Origin of the sequence: Janthinobacterium sp. CG_23.3, assembly GCF_046115965.1 — a bacterium.
In the GTDB taxonomy this organism is placed as follows: domain Bacteria; phylum Pseudomonadota; class Gammaproteobacteria; order Burkholderiales; family Burkholderiaceae_D; genus Janthinobacterium.
Map to the genome: position 1 here is coordinate 20,109 of NZ_JBJXIB010000029.1, position 17,638 is coordinate 37,746.

At 70.5% G+C, this 17,638-nt stretch carries 19 protein-coding genes; 18 read left to right on the plus strand and 1 reads right to left on the minus strand.

Annotated elements, in window-relative coordinates; genetic code table 11:
* Nucleotides 1–21: 21 nt before the first annotated feature.
* Complete coding sequence (locus ACFDR9_RS09690; RefSeq protein WP_409030845.1) at nt 22–1,002, minus strand: endonuclease/exonuclease/phosphatase family protein; 981 nt, start codon at nt 1,000–1,002, stop codon at nt 22–24.
* A gap of 38 nt (nt 1,003–1,040) precedes the next feature.
* Between ACFDR9_RS09690 and ACFDR9_RS09695 the strand changes: the two genes are divergently transcribed.
* From ACFDR9_RS09695 to ACFDR9_RS09780, 18 genes are all read left to right on the plus strand, one after another.
* Complete coding sequence (locus ACFDR9_RS09695) at nt 1,041–1,532, plus strand: aminoacyl-tRNA deacylase (RefSeq protein WP_409030846.1); 492 nt, start codon at nt 1,041–1,043, stop codon at nt 1,530–1,532.
* Nucleotides 1,533–1,614: 82 nt separating this feature from the next.
* A complete protein-coding gene (plsY, locus tag ACFDR9_RS09700) occupies nt 1,615–2,244 on the plus strand; it encodes a glycerol-3-phosphate 1-O-acyltransferase PlsY (protein ID WP_409030847.1) in 630 nt (209 codons plus the stop codon).
* 223 nt (nt 2,245–2,467) lie between these two features.
* On the plus strand, nt 2,468–3,115 hold the full coding sequence (locus ACFDR9_RS09705) for a DsbA family oxidoreductase (protein ID WP_409030867.1): 648 nt from the start codon (nt 2,468–2,470) through the stop codon (nt 3,113–3,115).
* Between the two features lie 87 nt (nt 3,116–3,202).
* Nucleotides 3,203–3,355 carry a hypothetical protein gene (locus ACFDR9_RS09710; RefSeq protein WP_409030848.1) on the plus strand — a complete coding sequence of 51 codons (153 nt, stop codon included), beginning with the start codon at nt 3,203–3,205 and terminating at the stop codon, nt 3,353–3,355.
* Nucleotides 3,356–3,405: 50 nt separating this feature from the next.
* Nucleotides 3,406–3,696, plus strand: coding sequence for a DUF427 domain-containing protein (locus ACFDR9_RS09715; RefSeq protein WP_017877223.1), 291 nt, complete (start codon nt 3,406–3,408; stop codon nt 3,694–3,696).
* A gap of 166 nt (nt 3,697–3,862) precedes the next feature.
* Nucleotides 3,863–4,846 carry a DUF2157 domain-containing protein gene (locus tag ACFDR9_RS09720; protein WP_409030849.1) on the plus strand — a complete coding sequence of 328 codons (984 nt, stop codon included), beginning with the start codon at nt 3,863–3,865 and terminating at the stop codon, nt 4,844–4,846.
* Nucleotides 4,843–6,468: a GDYXXLXY domain-containing protein gene (locus ACFDR9_RS09725; protein WP_409030850.1), complete on the plus strand. Its 1,626-nt coding sequence runs from the start codon at nt 4,843–4,845 to the stop codon at nt 6,466–6,468. Before ACFDR9_RS09720 ends, ACFDR9_RS09725 begins: the two co-directional genes overlap by 4 nt.
* 181 nt (nt 6,469–6,649) lie before the next feature.
* On the plus strand, nt 6,650–7,603 hold the full coding sequence (locus ACFDR9_RS09730) for a DUF4351 domain-containing protein (protein ID WP_409030851.1): 954 nt from the start codon (nt 6,650–6,652) through the stop codon (nt 7,601–7,603).
* A gap of 99 nt (nt 7,604–7,702) precedes the next feature.
* Nucleotides 7,703–9,454 carry a monovalent cation:proton antiporter-2 (CPA2) family protein gene (locus ACFDR9_RS09735; RefSeq protein ID WP_409030852.1) on the plus strand — a complete coding sequence of 584 codons (1,752 nt, stop codon included), beginning with the start codon at nt 7,703–7,705 and terminating at the stop codon, nt 9,452–9,454.
* Nucleotides 9,455–9,533: 79 nt separating this feature from the next.
* Nucleotides 9,534–9,692 carry a hypothetical protein gene (locus ACFDR9_RS09740; RefSeq protein WP_409030853.1) on the plus strand — a complete coding sequence of 53 codons (159 nt, stop codon included), beginning with the start codon at nt 9,534–9,536 and terminating at the stop codon, nt 9,690–9,692.
* A gap of 259 nt (nt 9,693–9,951) precedes the next feature.
* On the plus strand, nt 9,952–10,944 hold the full coding sequence (locus tag ACFDR9_RS09745; RefSeq protein ID WP_409030854.1) for a 3-oxoacyl-[acyl-carrier-protein] synthase III C-terminal domain-containing protein: 993 nt from the start codon (nt 9,952–9,954) through the stop codon (nt 10,942–10,944).
* On the plus strand, nt 10,941–11,972 hold the full coding sequence (locus ACFDR9_RS09750; protein WP_409030855.1) for an NAD-dependent epimerase/dehydratase family protein: 1,032 nt from the start codon (nt 10,941–10,943) through the stop codon (nt 11,970–11,972). Before ACFDR9_RS09745 ends, ACFDR9_RS09750 begins: the two co-directional genes overlap by 4 nt.
* The gene (locus ACFDR9_RS09755; protein WP_409030856.1) at nt 11,965–12,792 is read left to right on the plus strand and encodes an MBL fold metallo-hydrolase; all 828 of its coding nucleotides are present in this window, start codon (nt 11,965–11,967) and stop codon (nt 12,790–12,792) included. Before ACFDR9_RS09750 ends, ACFDR9_RS09755 begins: the two co-directional genes overlap by 8 nt.
* Nucleotides 12,789–14,087 carry a F390 synthetase-related protein gene (locus ACFDR9_RS09760; protein WP_409030857.1) on the plus strand — a complete coding sequence of 433 codons (1,299 nt, stop codon included), beginning with the start codon at nt 12,789–12,791 and terminating at the stop codon, nt 14,085–14,087. The genes ACFDR9_RS09755 and ACFDR9_RS09760 overlap by 4 nt, the downstream gene beginning before the upstream one ends.
* Nucleotides 14,084–14,770, plus strand: a complete 687-nt coding sequence (locus ACFDR9_RS09765) for an inositol phosphorylceramide synthase (RefSeq protein ID WP_409030858.1) — start codon at nt 14,084–14,086, stop codon at nt 14,768–14,770. The genes ACFDR9_RS09760 and ACFDR9_RS09765 overlap by 4 nt, the downstream gene beginning before the upstream one ends.
* Before the next feature lie 2 nt (nt 14,771–14,772).
* Nucleotides 14,773–15,882 carry a sterol desaturase family protein gene (locus ACFDR9_RS09770; RefSeq protein ID WP_409030868.1) on the plus strand — a complete coding sequence of 370 codons (1,110 nt, stop codon included), beginning with the start codon at nt 14,773–14,775 and terminating at the stop codon, nt 15,880–15,882.
* Complete coding sequence (locus ACFDR9_RS09775; protein WP_409030859.1) at nt 15,879–17,006, plus strand: acyl-CoA desaturase; 1,128 nt, start codon at nt 15,879–15,881, stop codon at nt 17,004–17,006. The genes ACFDR9_RS09770 and ACFDR9_RS09775 overlap by 4 nt, the downstream gene beginning before the upstream one ends.
* Before the next feature lie 54 nt (nt 17,007–17,060).
* Complete coding sequence (locus tag ACFDR9_RS09780; protein ID WP_409030860.1) at nt 17,061–17,606, plus strand: GbsR/MarR family transcriptional regulator; 546 nt, start codon at nt 17,061–17,063, stop codon at nt 17,604–17,606.
* Nucleotides 17,607–17,638: the final 32 nt, after the last annotated feature.

Here is a 17,638-nt window from a genome sequence, read left to right on the forward strand (position 1 = left end):
CGTTCACGCCGGCCGGCGCGCCTAGTTGGCGCCGTCGCGCGCGCCGTACAGGCGGATGCGCGCCAGCACCTGGCCGTGGTCCGACGCTTGCGGCAGCGCCTGCCGCAAATGGTCGTTCAGGTACGTCACCTCGAGCACCTCGCCGATGGCGTTGCGCGACGCCGGGTTGAACTCCTCCGACACCAGGATATGGTCGATCGTCATGGCCTGGCCGTCGTGGATGTTGCTGTAGCCGAGGTGGCGCAGGCCGCCCTGGCACGCCTGGATGCGCTGGCTGTCGTACAGGCGCCCGGCCGGCTCCCGGCCCGGCTCGCAGCAGGCGCCGCCCAGCACGATGCTGGTGGTGACGGCGTCGGCGACGTCGTTGAAGTCGCCCAGCACCACGCGCGGGCGGCGGCCGCCGTCGCGTGCCAGCCCGGCCAGCAGCACCCGCAGCGCCACCGCCTCGGTGCCGCGGCGTATCAGCGAGCGCAGGTTGGCCATGGCCACCTGCAGCGGGTCGTCGCCGCAGTCGCCGTTGCGGTAGTCGGGGCGGCGCGACTTCAGGTGCACCACGACGACGTCGAGCGCGGGGCCGTGCGGCAGGGCGATCTGGGCGTGCAGCGGGGCGCGCGCGAAGCGGTCGGCGTCGCGGCTGCCGGGCGGCATCGCCACGCCGTCGGGGAAGTCGGCGCGAAACGCCACCGGCGCCGCCAGCGGCAGCCGCGACACCAGCGCCACGCCGGGCGTGAGGCGCTCGGCGGCCGGGTCGGGCGCCGCGCAGGCGTGCTGCGCGTCGCGGTAGCGGCGGCTGCGCGCGAGCACGTCGCGCAACACCAGCGGCGAGAAAATCTCTTGCAGGCCGATGACGTCGGCGTCGAGCTGGTCGAGCTGGTCCGCGGTCCAGTCGACCTTGGCCTGGTATTGCTCCACCGACAGCGGCTCCAGGTTGTCGTACAATTTGGCGCCGGGCGGCGCCAGGTTGCAAACATTGAAGGTGGCAAGGCGAATTTCTTGCTGCATAATTAGAAACTCCTCATTGAACGATCAGCGTATCACGCATGGCTAAAAAAGAGCACGTTTCAGAGACCCAGGCGACGCACATGCTGCGCAAACACCAGGTCGGCTTCAGCGAACACCCGTATCCGTACGAGGAGCGCGGCGGCACGGCGGTCTCTGCGCGCGAACTGGGCGTGCCCGAGTACGCGGTCGTCAAGACCCTGGTAATGCAGGACGAGGCCGCCAAGCCGCTCATCGTGCTGATGCACGGCAACTGCAAGGTCTCGACCAAGAACCTGGCGCGGGCCATCGGCTGCAAGTCGGTCGAACCGTGCAAGCCCGAGGTGGCGCAGCGCCATTCCGGCTACCAGATCGGCGGCACCTCGCCGTTCGGCACCCGCAAGGCCTTGCCGGTATACGTCGAGGATAGCATCCTGCGGCTGGAAAAGATTTATATCAATGGCGGGCGGCGCGGCTACCTGGTCGGCCTGGCGCCGCGGGCGTTGCTCGATTTGCTCGGCGCCAAGCCGGTGCAGTGCGCGCTGGCCGACTGAAAAGTTTTGGCGCGGCCGCGCCATGGTGTATATTCAGCGGCCCCGGCGGATGGGCCCGGGTTGAAAAAACAAGAGGGATGAGATGAATACAGTATTGATGACGGTGGCCGCGTATCTGCTCGGCTCGATTTCGTTTGCCGTCGTGACCAGCAAGTTGTTCGGCCTGGCCGACCCGCGCACCTACGGCTCGAAGAATCCGGGCGCGACCAACGTGCTGCGCAGCGGCAACAAGGCGGCCGCCGCGCTGACCCTGCTGGGCGACGGCGCCAAGGGCTGGCTGGCGGTGTTTCTGGCCAGCCACTACCAGGTGCAACTGGGCGTGGGCGACCTGGCCGTCGCGCTGGTGGCCATCGCGGTGTTCCTCGGCCACCTGTGGCCGGTGTTTTCGCGCTTCGTCGGCGGCAAGGGCGTGGCGACCGAGCTGGGCGTGCTGCTCGGCCTGAACCCGATACTCGGCCTGGCCACGCTGGTGACCTGGCTGGTGATCGCCTACGCCTTCCGCTACTCGTCGCTGGCGGCGTTGGCGGCGGCGCTGTTCGCGCCGTTCTACTACGGCCTGTTGTTCGGCGTCGAGCCGCAATTGTTCGCGGTGGCGGCGATGAGCGCGCTGCTGGCGTGGCGCCACAGCGGCAACATCAGCAATCTGCTGGCCGGCAAGGAAAGCCGCATCGGCAGCAAGAAAGACGCCGCCAAGGCTGGCAAGAAGCAGTAAAGCCCGGGTATAGCGCAACACGCGGGCGCGGCGCAGATCTTCAGGCGGCGCCGGTTGCCGTAGTGAAGCTGTCGCGCGCGCCGATGAAGTCGGCCTCGAACGTTCCCAGCGCTTCGTTGGCGTGGTCGGCCCGCTCGGCGCGGCCCCTTGATTTTGATCAAAGCGGTACTATCTGTTGGTTTCGATTGCCGCGCCGCGCGGCGCTTCCCGACCAAGGCCCATGATGAGCATCCCGATCAAAATCGATTTCGTTTCAGACGTTTCCTGCCCGTGGTGCGTGATCGGCCTGAAGTCGCTGGAACAGGCGCTGGCGCGCCTCGACGGCGTGGTCGAGGCGCAAATCCATTTCCAGCCCTTCGAGCTGAACCCCGACATGGGCGCCGAGGGCCAGGACCTGGCCGAGCACATCGCCGAGAAGTACGGCTACGGTGCCGAGCAGATGGCGCAGGCGCGCGAGGCGATCCGCGCCCGCGGCGCCGAGCTCGGCTTCGTCTTCGAGATGGGCCAGCGCACGCGCATCTACAACACCTTCGACGCCCACCGCCTGCTGCACTGGGCCGGTCTGGAAGGGCGCCAGCCGGCGTTGAAGCAGGCGCTGTTCGAGGCCTACTTCACGCTCGGCGGCAACCCGTCCTCGCCCGAGTTGCTAGTGGCGCTGGCGCGCCAGGTCGGCCTGGACGGCGCCGCCGCCGCGCAGGTGCTGGCCTCGGGCGCCTACGCCGACGAAGTGCGGGCGCAGCAGCGCTTCTACCGCCAGCAGGGCATCAGCGCGGTGCCGGCGATTATCATCAACGAGCGCCACCTGATTTCCGGCGGGCAGAGCCCGGAGGTCTTCGAGCAGGCGCTGCGGCAGATCGCCGCCGGCGCCTGAGGCGCGCCGAAAGAGCGGGCCGCAACGGCCTTTTTGCGCTAAACTGAGCCCAGCGGCGCCTCGCCGCCACCATCACAGGGAGGGCGCATGATAGCCACTGAACTGCCCACGGCGGCGCCAGCGCGCGCGCCGGACGAGTGGGTGCGCGAGAGCGTGCGCGTCAACGACATCGCCGGGGGCTACGGCGGCGACGCGCTGTACCGCGCCCAGCGCGGCGGGCGCAACCGCGTCGAGTGCTGAGCGGATTTCCACGCTGTTTCAACCCTGCAACCTTTGCCACGGGAACGCGCATGCCAACAGCAATCTGGAACGGCGCCGTCATCGCCGAAGCGGCCGACGACGCGGTGCGCATCGTCGAGAACAAGGTGTATTTCCCGCTGTCGGCGGTCAACCAGGCGTACCTGCAGCGCAGCAGCCACCACAGCGAGTGCCCGTGGAAGGGTACCGCGCACTATTACCACCTGACGGTCGGCGGCAAGTTCAACGACAACGCCGCCTGGTACTACCCGGCGCCGTACGAGGCCGCCAGCGAGATCGCCGGCCACGTCGCCTTCTGGCGCGGCGTCGAGGTGCGGCGCTGACGGCGCCGCCGCGCATGCCGGCTGGGCCGCCTTGATCCCGGCCACGCGCCCGACAGATTTCCATGGACGGCGCCGGCGCGCCTCGGCGATACTCGGCCCAGCCCTTGGCGCTGGCCCCCGCTCCAGCCCGAGCTTGAAATCCCCCGATAGCCACGGAGAACGTCCCATGGATGTGCGCCTTGCCCTGTACGAGCTGATGATCCGCCACAAACTCGACGCCGGCGCCGGTGCCGCGCTGCTGCGCCTGGCGGCGCTGGAGCGCGAGCCGGAAGCGCTGGCGCCGCTGCTGCGCCGCGGCGTCGCCGTGCTGGCCGCCGCGTTGGCCGGACTGGGACTGATCCTGTGGATCGCCGCCAACTGGGAAACCTTCGGCCGCTTCGGCCGTTTCGCCCTGATCCAGGTCGTGTTTACCGCCATGTGCGCCGGCGCGCTGTGGCGCCCGGCCGCGCGGGTGCCGCTGGCCCTGCTGGCGCTGCTGGCCATCGGCGGCCTGTTCGCCTACTTCGGCCAGACCTACCAGACCGGGGCCGACCCCTGGCAACTGTTCGCGCTGTGGGCCGTGCTGGCGCTGCCGCTGTGCCTGGGCGCGCGCAGCGACGTGCTGTGGACGCCGTGGGCGCTGGTGGCGCTGACGGCGGTGTCGCTGTGGGTGCACGCGCACACCGGCCACAGCTGGCGCGTGCAAGCCGACGGCCTGCCGGTGTACGCGCTGGGCTGGGGCGTTGCGCTGGCGCTGACGGCGCTGTTGGCGGCGCCGGCGCGGCGCCTCACCGGCGCCGGCATCTGGTCGCTGCGCGCGGCCGCGCTGCTGGCCATCGCCAGCGTCACGCTGACGGCGCTCGGCGCGCTGTTCAACGATGGCATCGCGCCGCAATTCTGGCTGGCGCTGGTGTTGATGGCGCTGGCCGCGGCTGCGCTGTGCCAGCCGCGCCTGCACGAACTGTTCGCCCTGAGCGCGCTTGGCCTGGGCTTGGACGTGCTGCTGGTCGGCGCGATGGCGCACGCCCTGTTCGAAGGCAACAACAACGGCGGCAGCCTGATTGGCTCGCTGTTGCTGCTCGGCCTGGCCGCCGCCGCCCTGCTGGCGGGCACCGTGCGTTTCATCCTGCTGCAGTCGCGCCGCCACGCCGGCGCCGGGGAGGCGGCGTGAGCGGCGCGCGCCTCGCCCGCATCGTCCAACAGGCGCGGGCGGCGGGCGTGCTGCCGGCCGACGCCGTGGTGCCAGCGCGCGACAGCCGGCCCTGGCCGCTGTTGCTGATGTCGGCGCTGGGCGCCTGGCTGGCCGCGCTGCCGCTGTTGCTGGGGCTGGGCATCATGCTGGGCGAGGTGCTGATGCGTGGCCCGGGACCCTATCTGGTGGGCGCGGCGATGCTGGTGGCCGCGGCGATGGCGTTTCGCAGCAGCGGCCTGACGCTGTTTGCCGAGCAACTGGCCCTGCCGGCTTTGCTGGTGGGCCTGGGCATGCTGGCGTTCGGCCTGGGGCGCGACCTGCCGGAGCAACTGGCCGCCGCCGTGCTGGCCGTGCTGGCCTGCGCGCTGGCCTGGCTGTTGCCGCGCGACTGGCTGCGCGTGCTGCTGGGCGCGGCCGCGTGCCTGCTGCTGGTGGCCGCCTGCGTGCTCGGTCGCGGCTTCCTTTCGCTAGAGCGCTACCCCTTCGGCTTCTGGCTGGCGTGGCAGGCGGCGCTGCTGTGCTGGGTCGGCGCGCAGCGCCTGCAGCGGCGCCTCGGCGGCGACGGCACCGGCGCGCGCCACGCCGCGCTGCTGGAGTGCGTTGGCGCCGGCTGGTTGTTGGCCACGCTGGCCGGCCTGGCGCACTGGTCCGGCACGAGCTTCCTGGTCGGCGCCAGCTTTGGCGGCGCCGGCAGGGTGCTGTGGGGCGCCGCCGACGGCATGGGTTGGTACGGCGCGCTGATGCAGGCCGGCTCGGCCGCGCTGGCGCTGGCCGCCGCCGCCACGCTGGCGCGCGCCTGGCCGGGCCTGCGCCAGCCGTGGCTAGTCGGCGTGGCGCTGGTGCTGGGCGGGCTGGCCTGGCTGATGCCGGCGCTCGGTGCGCTCTGGCTGGCGCTGGCGCTGTGCGCGGCCAACGCACGCTGGCTGAGCGCCGCCGCCGCCGCGTGCGCGGCCGCCTGGGTCGTTGGCGGTTTTTATTATCAGTTGGAGTTGCCGCTGGCCACCAAGGCGCTGCTGTTGCTGGGCGCCGCCGTGGCGCTGGCCGCGCTGGTCTGGCTGGCGCCGACGTCCGGCGCCGCCGCCGCCGCCGCGCCCGCCGCGGTGGCGGACCTCGGCGCGCGCCGGTCGCGGCTGGCCATCGGCGCCTGCGCGCTGGCCGTGCTGCTACTGGCCAATGGCGCCATCTGGCAAAAAGAGCAGCTGATTGCGCAGGGCCGGCCGGTGTATGTCGACCTGGTGCCGGTCGACCCGCGTTCGCTGATGCAGGGCGACTTCATGAGCCTGAGATTCCCCTTGCCGGAGGGCATGAACTGGCAGCCGCAGCACTGGAGCGAGCAGCGCCCGTACGTGGTGGCGCACAGCGACGCGCGCGGCGTCGCCGCCATCAAGCGGGTACATGGCGTCGAGGCGCTCGCCGCCGGCGAGTTCCTGATGCAACTGACGCCGAAAAACGGCAGCTGGGTGCTGGTCACCGACGCCTGGTTCTTCAAGGAGGGCGAGGCGGAGCGCTGGAGCAAGGCCAGGTACGGCGAATTCCGCGTGGCGCCCGACGGCCGCGCGCTGCTGGTCGGCATGCGCGGGGCCAATCTCGAGAAGCTCTGAGGTGGGGCGGGGCGGCGACCGGACTGCCGGGCGGGCGTGCCGGGCTGGGATGTGTCGCGCCGGGACCTGTTGACGCCGGCGGCCGCGGCGCCGCCGCGGTAAGGCCGCGCGCCGACCGCCGATTCTGGCGTGCGTTTGCGCCAGACCGCATCGGCGCGCGGCAGCTTCGCTACACTGGGCCATGGCCACGCCACGCGACGACTACGATACGCCCTGGAAGGACGCCGTCACGCGCTATTTCTCGGCGTTCATGGCCTTCTATTTTCCGCAGGCGCACGCGCAGATTGACTGGTCGCGCGAGCCCGAGTTCCTCGAGCAGGAACTGGCGCAGGTGATGCGCGAGGCCGAACTGGGCAAGCGCGTGGCCGACAAGCTGGCCAAGGTTACCTTGCTCGGCGGCGCCGAGCGCTGGGTGCTGGTGCATCTGGAAGTGCAGGGGCGGCGCGAGTGCCGCTTCGCCGAGCGCATGTTCGTCTGCAACTATCGCATTTACGACCACTACCGGCGCGCCGTCGCCAGCCTGGCGCTGCTGGCCGACGGCAGCGCGTCCTGGAAGCCGGATACGTTCGGCTATCGCCTGTTCGGCTGCGAGATGCGCTTCGGCTTTCCGGTGGTGAAGCTGAGCGATTACGCCGGCCACATCGAACAATTGCTGCGGGACGAAAATCCGTTCGCGCTGGTGACGGCGGCGCACTTGCTGACGCGCCAAACCAAGGGCGACGTGGCGCGCCGGGCGGCGGCGAAGCGCCGTCTTTTTGCGCTGCTATTCCAGCGAACTTGGGACAAACAACGTATCATCGACTTCCTCAATGTCATAGACTGGATGATGCAGTTGCCCGCCGAGTTGAACAATGAATTGTGGGCCGACCTCCCTGCGATGGAAAGGAGCAATGCGATGCCTTACATGAGTTATTTTGAACGTAAGTTCCGCGGCGAAGGCGAGGAAATCGGCCGGCGCGAGGGACGCCAGGAAGGCCTTCGGAACATTCTCAAGCTGCAACTGGAAGAACGCTTTGGGGCGTTGTCGAAAGACGCGGGCGAGCGGCTGGCGGCGGCCAGCGACGAACAGTTGCTGGCCTGGGGCAAAGCGCTGCTGCGCGCGCCGACGCTGGAGCACGTGTTCCTTTGCGGCTAGCGCCGCTCGCGCACGGCTTTGCGCGGCCGCCCGCGGTGGCGGCGCACCTGCCTGTGCGACAATCGCGGCTACGCCATGGCGCATTCAAACGGGACCAGAGTGGAAGAGCAACACGCAATACCTTATCTGCGCGAGACGCTGCTGTTCCTGGCGCTGGCCGGTATTTTCATTCCGCTGCTGCAGCGCCTGCGCGTCAACCAGGTGCTGGGCTTTCTCGCCGTCGGCGCGCTGTTCGGCCCCTTCGGCGTCGGCCTGTGGGCGTCCAGCCTGCCCTGGCTCAGCCATTTCACCTTCGTGCGCGTCGAGCAGGTCGCCGGCCTGGCCGAACTGGGCGTGATGTTCCTGATGTTTATGATCGGCCTGGAACTGTCGACCGAGCGCCTGTGGTCGCTGCGGCGCTGGGTCTTCGGCGCCGGCGTCGCCCAGGTCGGCGTGTGCGCGGCGCTGCTGGGCGGCGCCGTCTACCTGTTCGGCCTGCGGCTGGAGGCGGCCATCGTGCTCGGCTGCGTGCTGTCGCTGTCGTCGACCGCCGTCGTGATGCAACTGCTCAACGAGCGGCGCGCGCTGCACACGCCGGCCGGCCAAGCCACCTTCTCGATCCTGATGCTGCAAGACCTGGCCGTGGTACCGCTGTTCATCCTGATCGGCGTGCTGGCCAGCGGCGACAGCGACAACCTGTTCTACCTGCTCGGCTTCACGATGGCCAAATCGGCCGCCGCCATCGTCCTGATCTACCTGCTGGGGCGGCGCGTGATCCGGCCGCTGTTCCAGTTCTTCGTCAAACGGCACCAGCCCGACGTGTTCATGGCGCTCACCTTGCTGAGCACCTTGGGCATCGCCGCCCTGACCGCCGCGGCCGGCCTGTCGATGGCGCTGGGCGCGCTGCTGGCCGGGCTGCTGCTGGCCGAAACCGAGTTCCGCCACGAGGTCGAGGTCACCATCGAACCGTTCAAGGGCCTGCTGATGGGCGTGTTTTTCATGTCGGTCGGCATGCAGATCGACGTGCGCGAAATCGCCCGCCAGCCGCTGCTGATCCCGCTGGCGGTGCTCGGCCTGTTCGCCGTCAAGACGGCGGTGGTCGGCGTGATCTTCCGCGTCGGCGGCTTCCCCTGGGGTCGCGCGCTCGAGTCCGGCGTGCTGCTGGGGCAGGGCGGCGAGTTCGCCTTCATCGTCGTCGGCTACGCGCTCAGCACCAAGCTGATCGCCGCGCCGGTGGCGCAGTTCGTCATGCTGGTGGTGGGCCTGAGCCTGTTCGCCACGCCGGCGCTGGCCAAGGCCGGCGTCGCCTTCGGCGACTGGTGGCAGCGTCGCCACAGCGAGCAGGTGGCCGACCTCGACGACGGCGCGGCGCCGCCGGCCGACAGCCGCATCGTCATCGCCGGCTTCGGCCGCATCGGCCAGATGGTCGCCAAGATCCTGCAAGAGCAGGGCGTGCCCTACGTCGCCGTGGAGAACGACGCGCGCCTGGTCACGCGCCTGCACCCGCAGGGCTTTCCGGTCTACTTCGGCGACGCCTCGCGCGCCGAGCTGCTGCACAAGGTGCACGCCGGCAAGGCGGCGGCGGTGGTGCTGACGATGGACCATCCGGCGTCGGTGCTGCACGCGGTCAAGTCGATCCGCCGCGAGTTCCCGCAACTGCCGGTGTACGCCCGCGCCCGCGACGACAAGCACGCGACCGCGCTGATGCACGCCGGCGCCACGCTGGTGGTGCCGGAGGCGCTCGAGTCGGGCCTGCAACTGTCGGTGACGGTGCTGCAGCGGCTCGGCTTCGCCGAGGCGCGCGCCTTCGAATTGGTCAACGACGAGCGCGAGCTGCGCAACGCCGGCCTGCAGGACAAACGATTGCTGTAGCGCGGGCGCCATCATGCGGCGTGATCGACCCGCTGGCCATCGTGCCGACCTACATCGGCCTGGTTTCCCCGGCGCCCACGTGCTGATCGACGTGCGCATCCCGCGCCTGCTCCGCATCCTCAAGCTGAGCTCCTACGTGCGCGGATACGGCCCGCTGGGCCGCGCGCCGATGCATTGCGGCGCGCCGCCGCCGCCCTACCTGCGCGACGAGTTAGCTAGCGAACAAGGGTATTGTTAAAAAGAATGTTATTGTTCGAAGTATCAGATTCTGGCGCCGCGCCACACGCATGGCGCTACGAATCATACAGACGCGAGCGTTCCTGTCGATCTGCCAAATTGAGTGCGACACTGGACCAGTGCGGCGCCGCCAGTCCCGGCCCCGGCGGGACTTCCGCGGCGCGGCGAGCGTCGGCGCCGGCAGGCCGCGGCCCTATCAAGAAAGACATAAAGATGAATAACAATACCCCTTCGGGCAGCCGCGCGGCGGCGGCGCCGGTATGAGCGCCGCGTTGATGCCGCTGCGCCTGCTCGCGGTCGGCAAGGCGCTGCCGTCGCAACTGGTGACGTCGGCCAGCCTCGACCAGCGCCTGGGCCGGCCGGCCGGCTACACCTTCGGCAAAAGCGGCGTGCAGTCGCGCTATTTCGCCGCGCCCGACGAATCGCAAAGCCAGCTCGGCGCCGCCGCCCTGCGCGACGCGCTGCGCAACGCCGCCCTCGAACCGGGCGCGATCGACCTGCTGATCGGCGCCTGCGGCGTGGCCCAGCAAGCCTTGCCGAACACCGCCTGCTTCATCGCCGAGCGCGCCGGCCTGGCGCCGGGCACGCCGACCTTCGACGTCAACGCCAGTTGCCTGAGCTTCGTGGCGGCGCTGCGCGTGGCCGCCGGCCTGCTGGCCGGCGGCGGCTTGCGGCGCATCGCCATCGTCGCCGCCGACCTGGCCTCGCGCGGACTCGATTGGGACGAGCCGGAAGCGTCGCTGATCTTCGGCGACGGCGCCGCCGCCGTCATCGTCGAGCGCGGCGAGGCCGGCCAGGGCATTGCCGCGTTCAAGCTGGCGACCTTCCCCGAGGGCCGCCACTTTTGCGAAATCCGCGCCGGCGGCACCGGACGCAATCCGCGCGCCGGCGCGGTCCCGGCCGACTACCTGTTCCGCATGGACGGCAAGGGCGTCTTCAAGCTGGCCCTGAAGGTGATGCCGCCCTTCCTCGACGCCCTGCTCGACGACTCCGGCGCCGGGCTGGAGGCGATCGACGTGGTGGTGCCGCATCAAGCCAGCGCGCTCGGCCTGGCGCACGCGTCGAAACGCCTCGGCGTGCCGGCGGCGAAGATCGTCGACATTTTCGCCACCCACGGCAACCAGGTCGCCGCCTCGATCCCCACCGCGCTGCACGAGGCGGTGATGAGCGGGCGCGCCAAGCCGGGCAGCCGGGTGCTGATGATGGGCACCGCCGCCGGCCTGACGCTGGGCGGCTTGATACTCGACCTATGAGCGACGCCAACGCCGCCGCGCCGCCGCCGCGCATCCTGGTCACCGGCGCCACCGGCGGCCTGGGCCGCAACGCCGTGCGCCTGCTGCTGGCGCGCGGCGTCGCCGTGCGCGCCAGCGGGCGCAACGCCGGCGTCGGGCGCGAACTGGCGCGGCAGGGCGCGCAATTCGTCGCGCTCGACCTGGCGCTGGCGACGCCGGCGCAACTGGCCGAACTGCTGGCCGGGGTCGACGCGGTCTGGCACTGCGCCGCGCTGTCCTCGCCGTGGGGGCCGGCGGCCGACTTCGTCGCCGCCAACGTCGACGCCACCCGCGCCTTGCTGGCGGCGGCCGGGCAGGGCGGCGCGCGGCATTTCGTGCACATTTCCACCCCGGCGATCTACTTCGACTACCGCGACCGCGCCGACGTGCCGGAAAGCTTCCGGCCGGCGCGCTACGTCAACGACTACGCCCGCACCAAGGCGGCGGCCGAGGCGCTGGTGCAGGCGGCGGTGGCGCGCTTCCCGGCGATGCGCTGCGTGATCCTGCGCCCGCGCGCCATCTTCGGGCCGCACGACCAGGTGCTGATCCCGCGCCTGGACCGGCTGCTGCGCCGCGGCGCCGGCCGCCTGGCGCTGCCGCGCGGCGGCGCCGTGACGCTCGACGTCACCTACGTCGACAACGTCGTCGAGGCGATGTGGCTGGCCACCAGCCACGCCGCGCTGGCCTCGGGCAGCGCCTTCAACATCACCAACCACGAGCCGGCCACGCTGCGCGACGTGCTGCAACGCCTGTTCGTCGACGCGCTGGGGCGGCCGCTGCGCATCGTCGCGCTGCCGTATCCGCTGCTGGCCGGCGTCGCCCGCGCGCTGCAGGTGGCGGCGCGCTTCAGCGGCAAGGAACCGGCGCTGACGCCGTACAGCCTGGGCGCGATCAGCTACAACATGACACTGGATAATATGCACGCACGCGAAGTACTGGGCTACCTTCCGGCCGTCAGCCTGGCCGAGGGCATCGCCCGCACCGCCGCATGGATGCGCCAACATGGCTAAGATCACCGCCTTCCGGGTCGGCCACTGCACCCACCCGTCCTGCATGGCGCTCAAGGGCAGCGGCCTGCACAGCCTGTGCTTTCCGTCGCGCGCCTACCTGATCGACACCCGCAACGGCCTGTACCTGTGGGACACCGGCTACGCCGACCACTTCCGCCAGGCCACCGCCGGCGGCCTCAACCGGCTCTACGCCTGGGTCACCCCGGTGTCGTTCGAGCCGCGCGAATCGCTGCGCGGCCAGCTCAAGGACTACGGCGTCGACCCGGACGACATCCACACGCTGCTGCTGTCGCACTTCCACGCCGACCACATCGCCGGCATGCGCGACTTCCCGCGGGCGCGCCTGATGTGCTCGCAGTCGGGCTGGGACGCGGTGCGCCGCCTGTCCGGCGTGGCGGCGCTGCGCCAGGCCTTCGTGCCGCAACTGCTGCCGCCCGACGTCGAGGCGCGCATGGCCTTCGTCGAAAGCTGCCCGGCGACCGCGCTGCCGGCGCAACTGCAGCCGTTCACGGCCGGGCGCGACGTCAGCGGCTGCGGCGAAATCTTCGTCGTCGACCTGCCGGGCCACGCCCGCGGCCACATCGGCGCCTTCGTGCGCGGCGAGCGGGGCTGGACCCTGCTGGCCTCGGACGCGGCCTGGCAGGCGCAAAGCTACCAGGAACTGCGCGGCCCGTCCGAACTGTCCTTCGTCATCCAGCACCGGCGCGCCAGCTACTACGAGACGCTGCGCAAGCTGCACGCGCTGCACCTGGGCGGCCAGGCGCAAATCCGCCTGACCCACGAGGGCGCGGCCGACACCGTGCCGTTGGCGGCGCCATGAAGCGCCTGTACTGGCTGCTGATGGCGTACTGGCGCACGCGCCGCCTGCGCTTCGCCGACCGCGCCGCGCTGGAAGCCTACCAAAGCGGCGCCCTGGCCGCCTTCACGGCGCGCCTGTGCGCCGCCAGCCCGTACTTCGCGCCGTTCGCCGGCGTGCCGCTGGCGCAGTGGCCGGGCATGGACAAGGCCCTGATGATGGCCAACTTCGGGCGCATGAACAGCGCCGGGCTGACCCTCGACGAGGTTATGCGCACGGCGCTGGACGCCGAGCGCAGCCGCGACTTCAGCCCGGCCATCGGCGCCGTCACGGTCGGCCTGTCGTCGGGCACCTCGGCGCAGCGCGGGGTGTTCGCCGTCAGCGCCCGCGAGCAGGCGCAGTGGGCCGGCGTGATGCTGGCCAAGGCGCTGCCCGACGGCCTGCTGGCCGGCGAGCGCGTCGCGCTGTTCCTGCGCGCCAACAGCAACCTGTACACGGCGGTGCGCAGCCCCTGGCTGACGTTCACCTTCTTCGACCTGTTGCAGCCGTTCGAGCGGCTGTGCGCCGACTTGGCGGCCTACCGGCCGACGGTGGTCGTGGCGCCGGCGCAGGTGCTGCGGCAACTCGCGCTGGCGCTGCTGGAGGGGCGCCTGGCGCTGGCGGCGGCGCCGAAGCGGGTGATCTCGGTGGCCGAGGTGCTGGAACCGCAGGACCGCGCGCTGATCGAACAAGCCTTCGGCGCGGTGCACGAAATCTACCAGGCCACCGAGGGCTTCCTGGCCAGCACCTGCGCGCTCGGTCGGCTGCACCTGAACGAGGAATACGTCCACGTCGAAGCGCAGTGGCTGGACGGCGGGCGGCGCCGCTTCGTGCCGGTGATTACCGATTTCAGCCGCCTGACCCAGCCGATCGTGCGCTACCGGCTCGACGACGTGCTGCTGGCCAGCGCCGAGCCGTGCCCGTGCGGGCGCGTCACGCGCGCCATCGACGCCATCGAAGGGCGCTGCGACGACATGCTGACGCTGCCGGACCGCGCCGGCGGCGGCGTCGCGGTGTTCGCCGACGCGCTCTCGCGCATGCTGGCGCAGTCGCTGCCGCGCCAGGCCGACTACCGGCTGGTGCAAAGCGGCGTCGCCACGCTGACGCTGCACGCCGAACTGGACGCGGCCGGGCTGGAGCAGGTGCGCCTGCGCCTGGCGTGCTTGCTGCGCGGCCTGGGCGTCGACGACACGCGGCTGGAATGGCGTCTCAGCACGCGGCTACCGGCCTTCGACCCGACCCGCAAACGGCGCCGCATCGCGCGCCTGGCCGACGCATGAACACAGCGAGCACCATGGATACCAGCGGCGGAATCGACGCCCACCACAGAATAAACACGGCGGCGATGACGCCGTGGTCGCGCCTGCGGCACCTGCTGCTGGGCTGGGGCGGCGTCGGCCTGGTGTATTTTTCGACCGGCTTCCTGGGCCGCCCCGCCACCGTGCTGCCGGAATTGGCGCTGGACCGCCTGATACCGTACAACCCGGCCGGCATCTGGTTGTACCTGTCGTTCTTCATCCTGATCCCCTACACCTACGCCAGCGTCGCGCCGCGGCGCGTGCGCTGGCTCAGCCGCGCCATGCCGCTGTGCGCGGCGCTCAGCGGCGTGGTCTTCCTGCTGTTCCCGACCACGCTGAACTACCCGCCGCTGGCGGTCGTCGGCGCCGACGCGCAACTGCTGCAACTGCTGCTGGCGTCCGACTCCAGCAGCAACTGCCTGCCGTCGCTGCACGGCGCGCTGACGGTGCTGTGCGTGTGGGCGCTGTGCGAGCCGGGCCGGCCGCTGCGCGCCGCGCTGGCGCTGCTGCTCGGCCTGGCCATCTGCTATTCCATCATCCAACTGCGGCGCCACCTCAGCATCGACCTCGGCGCCGGCGTGCTGGCCGGCCTGTTGTGCGGCGCGCTGCTCAAGCTGCGCGCGCCCGCGCCCGCGCCACTTTTTAACCGGGAGACCCCGCCGTGAGCATGTTTGCCCTGTCCTTTGTCGCCATGCTCGCCTTCGTGCTGGCCGAACTGCTGGTGCTGCGCTTCGCCCGCCGCCAAGCGATTCCCTGGCGCGAGGTAATCTTCAACCTCAACTCCGGCCACATCCTGATGTGGGTGCTGCGCGGCGTCGAACTGGGCGCCTTCGCCCTGTTGCTGGCGCACGCCAACCTGCACATCGTCGACCGCTGGCCGCCGGCGGCGCAGTGGGCGTTCGCCTTCGTCGGCTGGGACTTCTGCTTTTACTGGATGCACCGGCTGCACCACAAGCTGCCGATTTTCTGGGCCGTGCACGTGGTGCACCACCAGGGCGAGCACTTCAACCTGTCGCTGGGCGTGCGCAATTCCTGGTACTCGTCGCTGACTTCGCTGCTGTTCGTGGCGGTGCTGGCGGTGCTCGGCGTGCCGCTTGAAATCTTCCTGCTGGTGTCCTCGTTCCACTACTCGGTGCAGCTGTACAACCACAACGGCCTGGTCAACAAATCCGGCATCCTCGACCGCTTCCTGGTGACGCCGTCGAACCACCGGGTGCACCACGGCATCGACCCGCGCTACCTGAACAAGAATTTCGGCGGCACCCTGCTCGTCTGGGACAAGCTGTTCGGCACCTACCAGCCGGAGCTGGACGGCGTGCCGATGCAATACGGCGTGCCCGGCATGGTGGCCACCGACAATCCGCTGTGGGCCAGCAACGGCGCGCTGTTCGGCTGGGTGCGGCGGCGCTTTCCCGGCCGGCGCGACGGCGCCAGCCCGGGCTTCGCCGTGCCGGAGCTGTTCATCGGCATCGGCGGCGTCATCCTGTTCGCGCTGGTCATCTACTACGTCGACAACGAGGGCCGCTATCCGGCCGCGCGCCAGCTGCTGCTGTTCGCGCTGATCTTCGCCGGCACCATCGCCCTCGGCGGCCTGTCCGACGGCCGCCGCTGGGGCGCGTTGGGCTGGGCCGCCATTGCGCTGGCGCTGCCGCTGACCTTCATCGGCGGCTACGGCGTGCGCGAGCCGTGGGGCCTGTGCTGGCTGGCGCTGCTGCTGGCGCACGGGCTCGACACCGGCCGGCGCCTGCTGGCCGGGCGCGCCGGAGTGCCGGCGTGAGCGCGCCAACGAAGGGGCCGGGCGCGCCCCGGCCGCTGCCGCCGCTGCGCTTCAAGCCGGCGCGCGACTGCGCCTTCCGGCGCGCGTTGCAGGCCGAGGCCGAGGCCTACCTGCGCACCGACGGCGGCCACCGCTACGCCGACGGCTGGGTCTACCTGAAGGGCGCCGGCCTGGCCGGCGCGCTGCTGGCCAGCTATCTGCTGGTGTTGCGCGCCGACGCCGCGCTGCCGTTCGCGCTGGCGCTGGTGGCCTGCCTGTGCACGGCGATGGCGCTGGCGTTGAACATGCTGCACGACGCCGCCCACCTGGCGCTGTTCCGCTCGGACCGCCTGAACCGCGTCGTGCGGCGCGTGCTGGCGGTGCCGGTCGGCATCGACGCCGACTACTGGACCGTGCGCCACGTGCATTTCCACCACACCTACGCCAACATCGAAGGCTACGACCTCGACACCGAACCGAATCCCTTCCTGCGGCAAACCCCGTTCCAGGCCTGGTCGCCGCAATACCGCTACCAGCACCTGTACTGGCCGCTGGTCGCCGCGCTGTCGCTGCCCTACCTGAACTGGTACTCGGACTGGGCCGACCGCCTCGGCGCCACCCCGGTCGGCGCCCAGGGCAACGGGCCGGGCTGGCCGCTGTTTTTGACCGGCAAGCTGGCGCACGTGCTGCTGATGCTGGTGCTACCGGTGTGGGCGGCGCAGCACGCCGGCATCGGCTGGGGCGTGGCGCTGGGCGCGTATTTCCTCGGCCAGATGCTGGCCTCCTGCGTGCTGGTCAGCCTGATCCTGGGCACGCACTGGTCCGAGGTCGAGTTCTTCCAGCCGGGCGCCGACGGCGCCATGCCGCACACCTGGTACCAGCACAGCTTCCACACCGCCTGCGACTGGACGCCGCGGCCGGCCTGGCTGGGCTACTTCCTGGGCGGCCTCGACAAGCACCTGACGCACCACCTGTTCCCGACCTGGAACCACCGCCACTATCCGGCGCTGGCGGCCATCGTCGCCCGGCTGGCGCCGCAACACCAGCTGCGCTACCGCAACCTGGGCTACCGCCAACTGCTCCAGGCGCAGCAGAGTTTCCTGAAATCGATGGGCGCGCCGCCCCGGACGGGCAAAAAAGCTTGACTTGCGTTCCATAAAAGACTCTAATTTCTGTAGCGACAGAAATGAGAGAAAATAATGGAACTGACTCCGACCACGCAAAAATACATCCTCCACTGGGGCGAGATGGGTACCCGCTGGGGCGTCAACCGCACGGTGGCGCAAATCCACGCGCTGCTGTTCCTGGCCAACGACCCGCTGACGGCCGAGGACATCGCCGACACGCTGACGGTGGCGCGTTCGAACGTCAGCAACAGCCTGAAGGAGCTGCAAAGCTGGGGCCTGGTGCGCGTGTCGCACGTGATGGGCGACCGGCGCGACCATTTCGTGGCCCTGCAAGACGTCTGGGAAATCTTCCGCGTCATCCTGGAGGAGCGCAAGCGGCGCGAAATCGACCCGACCCTGACGGTGCTGCGCGAATGCGCCATCGACGGCGAGCGCGACGCCGCGCTGGCGCCGGCCACGCTGGAACGCATGGGCGAAGTGCTGGCCTTCATGGAAATGCTCGGCAGCACCTACAACGACTACAAAAACCTGCCGCCGGCGACCATGCTGCGCTTCCTGAAAATGGGCGGCAAGATGGCGCGCTTCCTCAGCCCGGACGACAAGGACGCGCTATCATGAGCGCCGCCCCGGTAGCCGGCGCGCCCAACCCC

Bases quoted from the DNA above. Each gene is read 5' to 3' on its own strand.
- ACFDR9_RS09780 (WP_409030860.1), top strand. From the start codon at position 17,061: ATGGAACTGACTCCGACCACGCAAAAATACATCCTCCACTGGGGCGAG.
- ACFDR9_RS09710 (WP_409030848.1), top strand. From the start codon at position 3,203: ATGATAGCCACTGAACTGCCCACGGCGGCGCCAGCGCGCGCGCCGGAC.
- ACFDR9_RS09750 (WP_409030855.1), top strand. From the start codon at position 10,941: ATGAGCGACGCCAACGCCGCCGCGCCGCCGCCGCGCATCCTGGTCACC.
- ACFDR9_RS09760 (WP_409030857.1), top strand. From the start codon at position 12,789: ATGAAGCGCCTGTACTGGCTGCTGATGGCGTACTGGCGCACGCGCCGC.
- ACFDR9_RS09715 (WP_017877223.1), top strand. From the start codon at position 3,406: ATGCCAACAGCAATCTGGAACGGCGCCGTCATCGCCGAAGCGGCCGAC.
- ACFDR9_RS09765 (WP_409030858.1), top strand. From the start codon at position 14,084: ATGAACACAGCGAGCACCATGGATACCAGCGGCGGAATCGACGCCCAC.
- ACFDR9_RS09770 (WP_409030868.1), top strand. From the start codon at position 14,773: ATGTTTGCCCTGTCCTTTGTCGCCATGCTCGCCTTCGTGCTGGCCGAA.
- ACFDR9_RS09720 (WP_409030849.1), top strand. From the start codon at position 3,863: ATGGATGTGCGCCTTGCCCTGTACGAGCTGATGATCCGCCACAAACTC.
- ACFDR9_RS09755 (WP_409030856.1), top strand. From the start codon at position 11,965: ATGGCTAAGATCACCGCCTTCCGGGTCGGCCACTGCACCCACCCGTCC.
- ACFDR9_RS09690 (WP_409030845.1), bottom strand. From the start codon at position 1,002: ATGCAGCAAGAAATTCGCCTTGCCACCTTCAATGTTTGCAACCTGGCG.
- ACFDR9_RS09745 (WP_409030854.1), top strand. From the start codon at position 9,952: ATGAGCGCCGCGTTGATGCCGCTGCGCCTGCTCGCGGTCGGCAAGGCG.
- ACFDR9_RS09695 (WP_409030846.1), top strand. From the start codon at position 1,041: ATGGCTAAAAAAGAGCACGTTTCAGAGACCCAGGCGACGCACATGCTG.
- ACFDR9_RS09705 (WP_409030867.1), top strand. From the start codon at position 2,468: ATGAGCATCCCGATCAAAATCGATTTCGTTTCAGACGTTTCCTGCCCG.
- ACFDR9_RS09730 (WP_409030851.1), top strand. From the start codon at position 6,650: ATGGCCACGCCACGCGACGACTACGATACGCCCTGGAAGGACGCCGTC.
- plsY (WP_409030847.1), top strand. From the start codon at position 1,615: ATGAATACAGTATTGATGACGGTGGCCGCGTATCTGCTCGGCTCGATT.